Below are 13,116 nucleotides of genomic sequence, written 5' to 3' on the forward strand. Positions count from 1 at the left end.
CGGGCGAGCCTGTACAAGGCCGGCAGCGCTTCCTAGACTTGCGGCCTTCCCCTCTTTCCAGCGAGACATCTGCCATGAAGCGCGACCTGCCCGCCACCCCCGCCTACACCGACAGCGCCGAAGTGGCGCACTTCATCGCCGGCCAGCCCGTCCAGGGCGTGGGCGAGCGCACGCAGGCCGTGTTCAACCCGGCCCTGGGCACCGAGGCACGCCGCCTGCGCCTGGCCGCCAAGCCCGATGTCGATGCGGCCGTCGCCGCCGCGCAGGCCGCCTTCCCGGCCTGGGCCGACACGCCGCCGATCCGCCGCGCGCGCGTGCTGCTGAAGTTCCTGGAACTCGTGAACCAGCGCAAGGACGAGCTGGCCGCCATGATCACGGCCGAGCACGGCAAGGTGTTCACCGATGCGCAGGGCGAGGTCTCGCGCGGCATCGACATCATCGAGTTTGCCTGCGGTGTGCCGCAGCTGCTCAAGGGCGACTTCACCGACCAGGTCTCCACCGGCATCGACAACTGGACGCTGCGCCAGCCGCTGGGCGTGGTGGCCGGCATCACGCCGTTCAACTTCCCGGTGATGGTGCCGATGTGGATGTTCCCGGTCGCCATCGCGGCCGGCAACACCTTCATCCTCAAGCCCAGCGAGCGCGATCCCTCGCCCTCGCTGTTCATCGCCCGGCTGCTCAAGGAAGCCGGGCTGCCGGACGGCGTGTTCAACGTGGTGCAGGGCGACAAGCTGGCCGTCGACGCGCTGCTGGAGCACCCGGATGTGAAGGCCATCAGCTTCGTCGGCTCCACGCCCATCGCGCAGTACATCTACGAGACCGGCGCGCGCCAGGGCAAGCGCGTGCAGGCCCTGGGCGGTGCCAAGAACCACATGGTGGTGATGCCCGACGCCGACATCGACCAGGCCGTGGATGCGCTGGTCGGCGCCGGCTACGGCTCGGCCGGCGAGCGCTGCATGGCGATCTCGGTGGCGGTGCTGGTGGGCGACGCGGCCGACAGGCTGATCCCCCAACTGGCCGAGCGCGCCAAGACCCTGGTGGTCAAGAACGGCATGGAACTCGACGCCGAGATGGGCCCCATCGTCACGAAGCAGGCGCTGGAGCGCATCGAGGGCTACATCGACATCGGCGTGCAGGAAGGCGCCGAGCTGCTGGTGGACGGCCGCAACTTCCAGGTGCCGGGCCACGAGCAGGGCTTCTTCACGGGCGGCACGCTGTTCGACAAGGTGACGCCCGAGATGCGCATCTACAAGGAAGAGATCTTCGGCCCGGTGCTGGCCTGCGTGCGCGTGCCCGACCTGGCCGCCGCGGTGGAGCTGATCAACAAGCACGAGTTCGGCAACGGGACGGCCTGCTTCACGCGCGACGGCAACGTGGCGCGCGAGTTCGCGCGGCGCATCCAGGTCGGCATGGTCGGCATCAACGTGCCGATCCCGGTGCCCATGGCCTGGCACGGCTTCGGCGGCTGGAAGAAGAGCCTGTTCGGCGACATGCACGCCTACGGCGAAGAAGGCGTGCGCTTCTACACCAAGCAGAAGTCGGTGATGCAGCGCTGGCCCGAGAGCATCGGCAAGGGCGCCGAGTTCGTGATGCCGACGGCGAAGTAAAGCCGCCTCAGCGCGTCCCGCGGGCCAAGGCCAGCAGCAGCCCCAGCCCGACCAGCACGCCGCCGAACGCGCGGTCGATCCAGTGCCGCACCGCCAGCAGGCGGCTGCGCACGGCACTGGCCGAGAAGCACATCGCCACCAGCGCGAACCACGCGAGGTGTGCGCCGGCGATGAACAGGCCATAGCCCCACTGCACCGCCGCAGGCGTGCCGGGCTGCACCACCTGCATGAACAGGCTGACGATGAAGACCATGGTCTTGGGGTTCAGCACGTTGGTGAGGAAACCCACGCGCAGTGCGGCGGCGTCCGACAGCGCCGGCATGGCCGCCGCCCCGGTGGCGGCGCTGCCGCCGCCCGCGCGTGCGCGCAGCATGCCCAGGCCCAGCCAGACCAGGTAGGCGGCGCCGGCCAGCTGCAGCGCCCGGTACAGCGCGGGCGACTGCTGCACCAGCAAGGCCACGCCCAGCATGGTGTAGCCCACGTGGACCAGCACGCCGAGCGCGATGCCCAGGGCGGTCAGCACGCCGGCGCGGCGCGACAGCAGCAGGCTGTTGCGCGTGACCATCGCGAAGTCGGGGCCGGGGCTGACCACCGCGAGCACGGTGATGGTGATGACAGCTAACAATTCGGTCATGATGCGTCCTCTCGATCGAAGGCCTGCATGCTAGGCAGGATGGACCGCCATGACGAACGATGATTGCTGACGGTATCGGTGAGCCTGGCTCACCAACAGACAGTGCACGCCTGCCCTCGCTGGTGGCCTTGCGCTGCTTCGAAGCGGCGGCGCGGCTCGAGAACTTCAGCCGCGCGGCCGACGCGCTGCACCTGACGCATGGCGCCGTGAGCCGGGCCGTGCGGCTGCTGGAGGACGACCTGGGCGTGGCGCTGTTCGAGCGCCGCAACCGGCGCGTCCACCTGACCGAGGCGGGCCGCACATTGGCGCATGCGGTGCGGGAGGGGCTGACCCTGATGCGCCAGGCCGCGCACACCTTGCGCCAGCAGGCACGCCAGCCACGCACCCCCGTGCTGTCGTGCGAACCGACCCTGCTGATGCGCTGGCTCATTCCGCGCTGGCCGGACTTCCAGGCGCGCCACCCCGGCATGGACATGCACCTGGTGGCCGGTGGCGGGCCGTTCGCGTTCGAGGCCGGCATCGACCTGGCGATCCGCCGCGACGACTTCGCCTGGCCGGCCGGCGCGCATGCCGACGCCTTGTTCGCCGAGCGCGTCGGCCCCGTCTGCCGCCCCGACCGCGTGGCCAGCTGGTTCGGCAACGCCCGCCAGGGGGCCCGCCTGCGCGCGGCCGCGCCGCGGCTGCACACGCGCACCCGGCCGGACGCCTGGACCGCCTGGAGCGCCGCCGCGGGGCAGGCGCTGCCGGCCGCGCGCGAGCAGACCTTCGAGCACTTCTACTTCAGCCTGCAGGCCGCCGTGGCCGGACTGGGCGTGGCCGTCGGCCCATGGCAACTGGTGCGCGACGACGTGGCCGCCGGGGTGCTTGCGGCACCGGCCGGCTTCGTCGAGGACGGATCGCGCTACTGCCTGCTGTCGCCAGCGGCTCCGGCCGACGGCAGCCCGCAGCGCGCCCTGCTCGACTGGCTGCGCGCCAACGGCTGATACGGCGCCCGGCGCCCGGTGCCACCTCGGTGCTTTCCCTGGCTTTGCCCACGCTGTCACTTTCTGCCAATGCCCGCGCGACATGCGGCCATTGGGCTCTGGCCTCGCCTGGCCCAGACTGCCGGCTCCGGGGCGCCAGCCCCATCGAGAAGGAGACAAGCGCATGGGCCACGGTCCGAAGATTTCCCGCCGCCAGGTTCTGGGCGGCCTTGCCGCCACCGGCTTCGGCCTGACCGCCCCGCAGGCCTTCGCCCAGGGCGCCGGCAGCTACCCCAACCAGATCATCCGCATCGTGGTGCCCTACCCTGCCGGCGGCGCCACCGACACGCTGGCGCGCATGATGGCCAGCCACCTGCAGACGGCCTGGAGCCAGACCGTGATCGTGGAGAACAAGCCCGGCGCATCGGGCGCCATCGGCAACGACATGGTGGCCAAGGCGGCGCCGGACGGCTACACCGTGCTGATGGCGATCACGGCCATCGTGCAGATCCCGCCGCTGATGCCCAACCTGCCCTACGACGTGATGCGCGACCTGCAGCCGCTGGCGCAGGTGGCCAACACCCAGTCGCTGCTGGCCGTGCCCAAGGCGGCGCCGTTCAAGGAACTCAAGGACTTCGTGGCGCAGGTCAAGGCCAATCCGCGCAAGTTCAACTACGGCAGCTACGGCGTGGGCACCTCCTCGCACATCCAGGGCTCGCTGCTGAACATGCAGGCCGGGCTGGACCTCGTGCACGTGCCCTACAAGGGCGCGGCGCCGCTGCTGCAGGACCTGCGCGGCAACCAGCTGACCGCCGCCTTCATCGACATGGCCACGGCGCGCCCGCACCTGGATGCCATGCACGTGCTGGCCGTGACCGGCAGCAAGCGCAACCCCACGCTGCCCGATGTGCCGACGTTCGCCGAGCTGGGCTACCACTCCTTCGAGCCGGTCGGGTGGTTCGGCCTGTTCATGCCGGCCAAGGTGCCGGCCCCGATCGCCGCCAAGTTCGCCGCGGAAAGCAACCGCATCCTGCGCCTGCCCGACGTGGTGCAGCGCATCGAGGCGCTGGGCATGGTGCCGGGCGGCATGCCGACCGCCGAGTTCGCCAAGGTGGTGCGCGACGACGCCGGCATCTACGCCAGGATCATCAAGGACGCGAACATCCGGCTGGAGTGAGTTCAGGCCGCGCGCTGCTGCGCCTGCCGGTAGGCCCCCGGCGCCACGCCGGTCCAGTGCTTGAACGCGCGGTGGAAGGTGCTGGCTTCGGAGAAGCCGAGCAGTCCGGCGATCTCGGGCAGCGCCATCTCGCTGCGCGCGAGGTATTCCACGGCCACGTCGCGGCGCAGGTCGTCCTTGATCGCGCGAAAACCGGCCTGGCCCTCCTCGCGCAGCCGGCGGCGCAGCGTCTGCGGCGTCAGGTCCAGCTGGCGGGCCACCTGCACCAGCGAAGGCAGCTCGGCCGCTAGCTGGTGGCGCAGCAGCCGGCGGATGCGCTCTGTCACGCTGGCGTGGTCGCGGTACTTCACCAGCAGGCTGGCCGGCGCCTGGCGCATGAACGCGGTCAGGCTCTGCGCGTCCTGCACCACGGGCATCTCCAGGCAGCCCGCGCCGAAGGTCCAGGCCATGCGCTCGCCGCCATACTGGATCGGCGCCTGGAACACCAGCGCCGCCTCGCTGACGGGGCCGGGCGTGGAGGCCGGATAGTTCACGCTGAGCAGCGGGATGCGCCGGCCGGCCAGCCACGAGGCCAGGCCGTAGGCAAGGAAACAGAAGACGCGCTGCGCATAGGCCAGCAGCGGGTCGAACGGGTCGCGCGGCGCCACGCTGACGCTGGCCAGCGCGCCCTGGCGCTGCAGCCGCGGCGTGAAGTCGTCGATCAGCAGGCGGTACTGGCGCAGGCCGATGTCCAGCGCCTCGCCCAGCGTGCGGCAGCCCACCAGCAGCCGGCAGGTCTGGCCGAACGCACCCGGTGGCACCGGGCGGCTGCACAGGCCCCAGAGCTCGTCGCGCAGGCGGTGGCGCAGCCGGTGCGTGAGGCGCGCGTACTGCGCCTGCGTGACCCGCGAGAGCGGCGAGGCCAGCAGCGCCGGGGCAATGCCGGCGCTCTCCAGCAGCGCGTCCACATCGATGCCGCGGCGGCGTGCGCCGAGCAGGATGCGCTCGACCTGGCCGATGGCGATGGTGTGTCTGGCACGCGGCGCGGTGGCGGTCAAAGGGGCGGGGCGATCGGCAGTCCGGGAGGGCCGCCTTTTTACCCCAGGGCCCTGCGGCGCCTGCGGCGCTCCTGGCGCTCAGGCGACAACGCCGCTGGCGCGCAGCGCCGCCAGCTGTTCGGCCGTGTAGCCGGCCTCGGCCAGCAGCTCGTCGCTGTGCTCGCCGGGCCGGGGGGCGGGCCGCCGCACCTCGAAAGCGTGGCCGCTCATCTGCACGGGGCTGGCCAGCTGGGCGCCGCCGGGCGCGTCCAGCACCATGCGGCGCGCGCGGAATTGCGGCGTGTCGAGCGATTCGTCCAGGCGCAGCACGGGCGTCACGCAGCAGTCGTTGTCGGCGAAGACCTCCTGCCAGTGCGCCAGCGGCTTGGACGCGATGAGTTCGGCCACGTCGGCGCGCACGGCGTCGGCCTCGGCGGGGCTGGCTGGCAGGTGGCGGGCCTTGAGGTCGGGCCGGGCGATGGTCTCGCAAAAGCCATCCCAGAACTTGCGCTCCAGCGCGCCCACGGCCAGGTGGCGGCCGTCTTGCGTTCGGTACAGCCCGTAGCAGGGCAGCGCGCCCGAGAGCTTGTCGGCCCCGGCCGGCCGGGTCGCGCCGTGGCCGTTCAGCGTGACCATGGCCACGAGGTTGTGGGCCAGCGCGGCATCGGCCATGGCGATGTCCACGTGCCGGCCGCGGCCCGTGCGGCCGGCGTCGAACAGCGCGGCCAACAGGCCCATTGCCGAGGTCAGGGCGCCGCCCATGAGGTCGGCGATCGGCAGGTTGGACAGCGCGGGCTGCCCGCCCTGGCCGATCTGCTCGGTGACGCCGGCCAGCGCGCAGTAGTTGAGGTCGTGTCCCGGCGCGTCGCGCATGGGGCCGTTCTGGCCATAGCCCGTGATGCTGCAGAACACCAGCCTGGGGTTGATCCCGGCCAGCGCGGCATAGCCCGCGCCCAGCCTGTCCATCACGCCGGGGCGAAAGCCCTCCACCAGCACGTCGGCCGTGCGCGCGAGCGCCTTGAGCGCCTCCACGCCCGCGGGCTGCTTGAGGTCCAGCCGCAGCGCGCGCTTGTTGCGGTGGACCAGCGCGCGCAGGGGCGGCGCGGCGTAGTCGCCCGCGCCCGTGTCCTCGATCTTGACGACATCGGCGCCGAGGTCGGCCAGGTGCAGCGTGCAGACCGGGCCCGGCAGCAGCCGCGTGAGGTCGAGCACGCGCACGCCGGCCAGCGGCGCGCGGGAGGGGGCGGGGATGGCGGTGTCGTTCGTCATGGCGGCGCAGTCTAGGCAGCGCCGCGCGCACTGGCGATGGCCGATTGGATGCTTTGGATTGGCCCGAACGATCAACGCACGGCGCCGGCAGCCGCCAGCGCGTCGATGGCCGCGGCGCCGTAGCCCAGTTCGGCCAGCAGCTCGCGCGTGTGCTGGCCGCGGTGCGCGCCGGGGCCGGGCGGCTGCGGCGCGCCACCGCCGAAGCGGGCCGCGCCAGCCGGCAGGCGCACGCGGCCCGCATCGCCATTGGCAACGATGCACAGGCTGGCGTTGTGCACCACCTGCGGGTCGCGCAGCACCTCTGCGCGGCCGTTCACGCGGCCCACCGGCACGCCGTGCGCCATGAGCCGGCGCACGGCCTCGTCCGTGTCCAGGTCGGCCAGCACGGGGCCGAGTTCCTCGCGCAGCGCCTGGCCGTGGCGCTGCAGCGCCGGCACGCTGGAAAAACGCGGGTCGTCGGCCAGCTCGGGCCGGCCCAGCGCCGTGCACAGGCCGACCAGCTCGCTGCGCTGCGGCGTGTTGGTGGTCAGCGCGCCGTCGCGGGTCTTCCACGGCCGGTGGCTGATGCCGAACTCGGGCGCGGGCGGCGGCGCCTCGTCGAGGAACACGTGGTTGTACATGGCGTCGGGCCACTGGAAGGCCACGGCCGCGTCGAGCATGGAGACCTGGACATGCTGGCCGCCGGCACCGCGCTCGCGCGCCAGCAGCGCCGCCGAGATGGCCTGCGCCGCGGTCAGCGCGGTGAGCTTGTCGCACAGTGTGGTGGTGACGAGCAGCGGATCGCCGCCGGCCGGCTGGGCGTGCACCGAACACATGCCCGACAGGGCCTGGATCACGGCGTCGTAGGCCCGGCCTTCGGCATAGGGGCCGTCGGGGCCGAAGCCCGTGATGGAAGCGTGCACCAGCCCCGGGTTCAGTTCCTCGAGCGCCGCGCGGCCGAAGCCCAGCCGGGCCAGCGCCTGCGGCCGCATGTTGTCCACCAGCACGTCCGCGCCGCGCAGCAGCGTGCGCAACACCTCGCGGCCGGCCTCGGCCTTCAGGTCGAGCGTGATGCAGCGCTTGCCGCGGTTGGCCGCGATGAACATGGCCGACAGATCGCCCTTGGCCGGACCGATGCGCCGGCTCGTGTCGCCCTCGGGTGCCTCGACCTTGACCACGTCGGCCCCCTGGTCGGCCAGCATGCTGACGGCCAGCGGGCCGGCCAGCATGGTGGACAGATCCACCACGCGGATGCCGCGCAGCGGCGCCTTCGGATCGGCCTTGCCATTCGCCTCCATCACCATCCTCCTCGTTCGAGCCAGTTGTCGAGCATGGGCATGCGGTCCACGCCCCAGAACACTTCGCCGTCGGCCACGAACGTCGGCGCGCCCCACACGCCGGCCGCCATGGCCGCCTCGGTGGCGGCGCGCAGCCGGTCCTTGCAGGCCTGGCCCTGCAACAGCGTGGGCAGGTCGACCACGTCGGCCTGCGTGGCCACGGCGATGTCCATCAACGCCTGCGCGTCGCGCGGCGAATCGCCCAGCGCATGGTGGCGGCGGAACACCTCCACCGCAAAGCGCTTGGCGGCCTCGGCGTCGACATCGTGGATGAGCCAGAACGCGCGGTCGGCGGCCACATTCGCGAAGGCGGCGGTGTCGCCCGGCGCATAGGGCACGTCCAGCCAGCGCGCGACGCGGCGGATGTCCTTGCGGATGTAGTCCCCCTTGAGCGGCAGCGCCGTGAGCGCCTGCGTCATGCCCAGCACGTCCTTCATGACGCTGCGCATGTGGAAGGCGTGCCAGCGCACCTGGCGGCCGTGGCGCGCGGCCAGCGCCTCGATGCGCGTGGAGCCGAAGTAGCCGTAGGGCGAGAAGAAGTCGAAGTAGAAATCCAGCATGGGGGCCGGAGCATGCGGCGCAGGGGCGGGTGCGCTCAATGGCAGCTTCGGCCAGCGGCGATGGCACGATCGACCAAAGCGAGCACGCCAACGCTACATTCGGCGCAACGGCTTACAGAGGGGCATTGAGAGCGATGGAGAAGACCCCGGCCACAAACCCCAGCAAGGACTTCGCCAGGCCCGTCACTGCTGGTTCGGTTGCGTCCTTCGACTTCCAATAGAAGGCGACTGCGACGAGTAACGAGATGACGTACATCGCGGCGCTGCCAACCTGGAGGTTGCTGACTGTTGGAATGCTTGCAGATACCGCAGAGGCAGCGGCCTGGGCGGCCGAAGCTGCATTGGCGGCAGGTGCAGCCGCCACGGCCGCGCCGGCAATCTTGTTCACGTTGTCCGTGACGGTCTGGATCGAAGGTAGTCCGATCGCATACCCAACATAGGTGGCCAACGACACGCTGATGGTCGTGATCGACAGCGACTGAAACTGCCGAAAACCGGTTGCCGTTTGACCTTGAGGTGTTGGATGAAACCCCATGTCGCACAAACAAATGTAGTACCAGAACAACCCAATTGCACCTGCACTGACGATGAGCCCGCTTCTCAATTCCGAGTTGGTGATCGACGAAAGATCCATGGCTGCTCCTTGCAAGACATGGTCGTTTGTAGTGGTGCTTTGTCGTCGTCACATCCTCAGCCAAGATGAGGCGACGTGCGGGCGCTCCAACTGCCGCGCTGGTCGTCAGGCGCGGGTGATGTGCGCGAGCCGGTACTCGCCGGGCGCCACGCCCGTCCACTGCTTGAAGGCGCGCTGGAAGGTGCTGGACTCCGAGAAGCCCAGGCGCTCGGCGATCTCGGGCAGCGTGAGTTCGGGCCGCGCGAGGTATTCGATGGCGGTGTCGCGCCGCAGTTCTTCCTTGATGCCGCGGTAGCCCTGGCCTTCCTCGCGCAGCCGGCGCCGCAGGGTCTGCGGCGTCATGGCCAGTTCGCGGCCGATGTCTTCCAGCGAAGGCAGCTCGCCGGCCAGGTGGCCGCGCAGGATGCGGCGGATGCGCTCGGTGGTGCTGGACGATTCGCGGTAGCGCACCAGCAGGTTGGCCGGCGCGTGCTGCAGGAATTCCGCGAGGGCTTCCTCGGTCTGCACCACGGGCAGTTCCAGCCAGCGCGCGTCCACATACCAGCCGGCGCCGCCAGGCGTGCCGCGCACGGGCGCGCGCAGCACGGTGCCCGCGTCGGGGAACTCGGCGGCCACCACGGCCGGGTACTCCAGCCCCAGCAGCGGCAGGCGCCGCGCCACCAGCCAGGAGCCCAGGCCGTAGGTGAAGAAGATGAAGGTGCGCTGCGCATAGGCCAGCGCCAGGTCGACCGGCACGCGCGGCGCCACGGAAAGGTGCGCCACGCCGTCCTGCACGGTGAGCCGCGGCACCAGGTCGCGCAGCAGCAGCCGGTAGTGGCGCAACCCCAGCGCCAGCGCGGCCCCCAGCGTGCGGCCACCCAGCATCAAGCGACAACCCTGCGTGAAGCTGCCCAGCGGCAGCGGCGTGGGGCACAGGCCCCAGAGTTCGTCGCGCAGCGTGTGGCGCAGGCCGGCCAGCAGGCGCGCGTACTGGTCGCGTGTCACGCGCGACAGCGGCGAGCCCAGCAATGCGGGCGAGATGCCGGCGCGCGCGAGCAGCCGGTCCACATCGACGGCACGGCGCCGCGCGCCGAGCAGCACGCGGTGCACGTGCACGATGGAGATCGTGTGCTGGGTGAAGCCCGGCTGTGCGGCCATTGCGTCAGAGCTTGTGAAGGAATGGATGGGGCTCACGACGGGGTGCCCGCAGGTGTCGGGCAAGGCGCGTCGCGCAGTCCGTATCGAGATACGGACAAGCGGCGCAACGCCGCCCGGCGCCAGTGGGTGCCCCGGCCCGCAGGGCAAGACCCCGCGAACGGCGGTTGGATGTCGAAACGGTGCACATCGGGGTCTTGCGTGAGTTCAAGCCATTGCTTCACAAGCTCTCAGGCGCCGGTGAACTGCGGCGCGCGCTTGGCGGCCCAGGCGGCGCGGCCTTCCTGCAGGTCGGCCGAGTGCGCGGCGCGCGCGATGTCGTGCTGCAGCGCGTCCATGTCGAGCGCGCCGCGCGCGATGCGGTTCAGGTGCTTCTTCATGCCGAGCAGGGCCAGCGGCGCCATGGCGGCCAGGCGCTTGGCCAGCGCATCGGCCTCGGCGGCCAGGGCTTCGGGCGCGACCAGCTGCGTGAGGAAGCCGATGGCGCGCATCTCGTCGGCCCCGATGCGCTCGGCCGTCAGGAACAGGCGCTTGGCCTGGTCCAGGCCGAGGCGGCTGACGTAACGCTCCAGCCCGCGCGGGTAGAAGTGCAGGCCCAGCCGTGCGGCCGGCATGAACATGTCGATGCCCTGCGCGCCGAGCCGGAAATCGCAGGCCAGCGCGAGGTCGGTGGCACCGCCGTAGACGCCACCCTGCAGCACGGCCAGCGTGACGGGGCGCGCGTCTTCGAGCGCATTGGCCAGTTCTTCGAAGGCCTGGGGCTTCTCCGGGTCCATCTGGCCGATGTCGAAGCCGCTGCAGAAGTAGCGGCCGGTGGAGGCCAGGCGCAGCACCAGCACCTCGGGGCGCGCGTTGACGGCGGCGATGTGCGCGGCCAGCACATCGAGGTCCACAGGCTCCAGCCGGTTGGCCTGTTCGGGGCGGCGCAAGGTGATGGTGGCGCTGGCGCCGGTGATCTCCAGAAGGGGCGTGTCCATGGGGGGCGCATGTTCGCACAGCGTCCCGGCTACGCGCCCTCCGGCTCGATCTGTGCGCGCGCGATCACGGGCTTCCAGCGCGCCTGCTCGGTCTTGATGAAAGCACCGAATTCGGCCGCGCTGCTGCCCACGGCCAGCGCGGTGTCGGCCGAGAGCTTGTCCTTGACGACGCTGCCCTTGGCCGCGCGGATGGCCTCGGCCTCCAGCTTGGCGATGTGGGCACGCGGCCACTTGGCGGGGGCCAGCAGGCCGTACCACTGCGTCATCTCGAAGCCCGGGTAGCCCTGGGCGGCCACGGTGGGCACGTCGGGCAGCTGCGGCAGCCGCTCGGTGGTGCCGGTGGCGATGCAGCGCAGCCGGCCGGCCTTGATGAAGGGCAGCAGCGCCGGCGCGCCGACCGAGGCGGCCTGCAGCCGGCCCGACATCAGGTCGGTCAGCATCGGGCCGGTGCCGCGGTAGGGCACGTGCACCACGAACATGCCGCTGGCCATCTTGAGGTACTCGAAGGCCAGGTGGCCGGCGCTGCCGTTGCCGGCCGAGCCGTAGTTGAGCTGGCCAGGCTTGCTCTTGGCGTAGGCCACGAACTCCTTCAGGTCCTTGACCGGCAGGTCGGGGTGCACCACGTAGAGGCTGGGCACCTTGGACAGCAGCGTGACGGGCACGAAGTCGCGTTCGGCGTCGTAGGGCAGCTTGCTGAAGATGTAGGGGTTCACGGCCAGCGTGCCGATGTGGCCCAGGATCAGCGTGTGGCCGTCGTCCGCGGCGGCCACCTCCTGCATCGCGATGTTGCCGGCCGCGCCGGGCTTGTTGTCGACGAACACGTTCTGGCCGATGGTCTTGGCCATCTCGCCCGCCACGGAGCGGGCCACGATCTCCGAGCTGCCGCCGGGTGCGAACGGCACGACCAGGCGCAGTGGCTTGCTGGGCCAGACGGGCTGCGCGTGCGCGGCCCAGGGCAGGGCGGCGCCGAGCGCGAGGAGTTGGCGGCGGGAGGGGTGTACGGTGATGGAAGGCATGGTGGATGGCATCGGGACGGGGTTGCCATGGTCGTGCGACCGAACGTGCGCCGCCTCAGGGTTTTCCTCGCTCCGTGCGGTGTGGCAACATCTGCCGCTGTTGTCGTCTCCGTTGCACGAAGGCAAGCCAGACCATGAAACCGTCCGATGCGCTGCACACCCACCACTTGGCAATTCGCCGCGTGGTGGAGTCGCATCGCGCCCGCAATGCACGGGTGTTCGGTTCGGTACTCCATGGATCCGACACGGAAGACAGCGACCTGGATCTGCTCGTGGACCCGACGCCAGAAACGACGCTGTTCGACATCGGTGCCATCCGGCTGGAGCTGCGCGCACTTCTCGGTGTGCCGGTCGATGTGCTCACACCCCGGGCCTTGCCGGAGAAGTTCCGCGCGGCGGTGCTCGCAGAGGCACGCCCGGTATGAAGCGTGACCCGCAACGCTTGGTCGATTACCTCGGGCACATCATCGAAGCCATCGAGCGCATCCAGCGGTACACCGGCTCCATGGATGCTCCTGCGTTTCTGTGCGACGAACTGGTCCAGGACGGTGTGATCCGCAACCTCGAAGTCATCGGCGAAGCCAGCCGCAACATCTTGCGGGCACACCCGGAATTCGCGGCGGCCCACCCTGAACTGCCGCTGGCTGTTGCCAATGACATGCGCAATTCCCTGTCGCATGGCTACTTCAAGGTGGATCTGGAGATCGTCTGGGGCACGCTCCAGCGCGATCTGCCGCCGCTGCATGCGTTGACGACGCTGCTGCGCGACGGCATCACCGACTGACGATCTGTGATCGGTATGTCGCGATCGCGG

At 70.8% G+C, this 13,116-nt stretch carries 14 protein-coding genes; 5 read left to right on the forward strand and 9 right to left on the reverse strand.

Annotated features, from left to right (window positions below; translation table 11 throughout):
- Positions 1 to 74 precede the first annotated feature (74 nt).
- Positions 75 to 1,607 carry a CoA-acylating methylmalonate-semialdehyde dehydrogenase gene (locus ASF44_RS02115; RefSeq protein ID WP_056897504.1) on the forward strand — a complete coding sequence of 511 codons (1,533 nt, stop codon included), beginning with the start codon at positions 75 to 77 and terminating at the stop codon, positions 1,605 to 1,607.
- Positions 1,608 to 1,614: 7 nt separating this feature from the next.
- Here the strand turns inward: ASF44_RS02115 and ASF44_RS02120 are convergent, their stop codons facing one another.
- On the reverse strand, positions 1,615 to 2,241 hold the full coding sequence (locus ASF44_RS02120; protein WP_056897505.1) for a LysE family transporter: 627 nt from the start codon (positions 2,239 to 2,241) through the stop codon (positions 1,615 to 1,617).
- Positions 2,242 to 2,300: 59 nt separating this feature from the next.
- Between ASF44_RS02120 and ASF44_RS02125 the strand changes: the two genes are divergently transcribed.
- Together ASF44_RS02125 and ASF44_RS02130 are read left to right on the forward strand one after the other, a co-directional pair.
- On the forward strand, positions 2,301 to 3,224 hold the full coding sequence (locus ASF44_RS02125) for a LysR family transcriptional regulator (protein WP_056897506.1): 924 nt from the start codon (positions 2,301 to 2,303) through the stop codon (positions 3,222 to 3,224).
- Between the two features lie 163 nt (positions 3,225 to 3,387).
- Positions 3,388 to 4,380: a tripartite tricarboxylate transporter substrate binding protein gene (locus tag ASF44_RS02130; RefSeq protein ID WP_082524464.1), complete on the forward strand. Its 993-nt coding sequence runs from the start codon at positions 3,388 to 3,390 to the stop codon at positions 4,378 to 4,380.
- Between the two features lie 2 nt (positions 4,381 to 4,382).
- Here the strand turns inward: ASF44_RS02130 and ASF44_RS02135 are convergent, their stop codons facing one another.
- The 8 genes from ASF44_RS02135 to ASF44_RS02165 form a co-directional block, all read right to left on the reverse strand.
- On the reverse strand, positions 4,383 to 5,417 hold the full coding sequence (locus ASF44_RS02135; RefSeq protein WP_056897507.1) for an AraC family transcriptional regulator: 1,035 nt from the start codon (positions 5,415 to 5,417) through the stop codon (positions 4,383 to 4,385).
- A 78-nt stretch (positions 5,418 to 5,495) separates the two neighbouring features.
- Positions 5,496 to 6,665, reverse strand: coding sequence for a CaiB/BaiF CoA-transferase family protein (locus ASF44_RS02140; protein WP_056897508.1), 1,170 nt, complete (start codon positions 6,663 to 6,665; stop codon positions 5,496 to 5,498).
- 71 nt (positions 6,666 to 6,736) lie between these two features.
- Positions 6,737 to 7,942 carry a CaiB/BaiF CoA-transferase family protein gene (locus tag ASF44_RS02145; protein ID WP_056898162.1) on the reverse strand — a complete coding sequence of 402 codons (1,206 nt, stop codon included), beginning with the start codon at positions 7,940 to 7,942 and terminating at the stop codon, positions 6,737 to 6,739.
- A complete protein-coding gene (locus ASF44_RS02150; protein ID WP_056897509.1) occupies positions 7,942 to 8,541 on the reverse strand; it encodes a 2-hydroxychromene-2-carboxylate isomerase in 600 nt (199 codons plus the stop codon). Before ASF44_RS02150 ends, ASF44_RS02145 begins: the two co-directional genes overlap by 1 nt.
- A 112-nt stretch (positions 8,542 to 8,653) precedes the next feature.
- The gene (locus tag ASF44_RS31470) at positions 8,654 to 9,175 is read right to left on the reverse strand and encodes a hypothetical protein (RefSeq protein WP_156374324.1); all 522 of its coding nucleotides are present in this window, start codon (positions 9,173 to 9,175) and stop codon (positions 8,654 to 8,656) included.
- A gap of 105 nt (positions 9,176 to 9,280) precedes the next feature.
- Complete coding sequence (locus ASF44_RS02155; protein ID WP_056897510.1) at positions 9,281 to 10,312, reverse strand: AraC family transcriptional regulator; 1,032 nt, start codon at positions 10,310 to 10,312, stop codon at positions 9,281 to 9,283.
- A gap of 227 nt (positions 10,313 to 10,539) precedes the next feature.
- Positions 10,540 to 11,286 (reverse strand): enoyl-CoA hydratase/isomerase family protein, encoded by a 747-nt coding sequence (locus ASF44_RS02160; RefSeq protein WP_056897511.1) that lies wholly within the window; start codon positions 11,284 to 11,286, stop codon positions 10,540 to 10,542.
- 29 nt (positions 11,287 to 11,315) lie between these two features.
- Positions 11,316 to 12,302, reverse strand: coding sequence for a tripartite tricarboxylate transporter substrate binding protein (locus tag ASF44_RS02165; RefSeq protein WP_056898163.1), 987 nt, complete (start codon positions 12,300 to 12,302; stop codon positions 11,316 to 11,318).
- 134 nt (positions 12,303 to 12,436) lie between these two features.
- On the opposite strand from ASF44_RS02165, the gene ASF44_RS02170 reads away from it, so the two are divergent.
- Positions 12,437 to 12,727, forward strand: coding sequence for a nucleotidyltransferase family protein (locus tag ASF44_RS02170; protein WP_056897512.1), 291 nt, complete (start codon positions 12,437 to 12,439; stop codon positions 12,725 to 12,727).
- The gene (locus ASF44_RS02175; protein WP_056897513.1) at positions 12,724 to 13,086 is read left to right on the forward strand and encodes a DUF86 domain-containing protein; all 363 of its coding nucleotides are present in this window, start codon (positions 12,724 to 12,726) and stop codon (positions 13,084 to 13,086) included. Before ASF44_RS02170 ends, ASF44_RS02175 begins: the two co-directional genes overlap by 4 nt.
- The last annotated feature ends 30 nt before the right edge of the window (positions 13,087 to 13,116 follow it).

It is taken from the genome of Pseudorhodoferax sp. Leaf274, assembly GCF_001422445.1.
Taxonomy (GTDB): Bacteria; Pseudomonadota; Gammaproteobacteria; order Burkholderiales; family Burkholderiaceae_C; genus Pseudorhodoferax.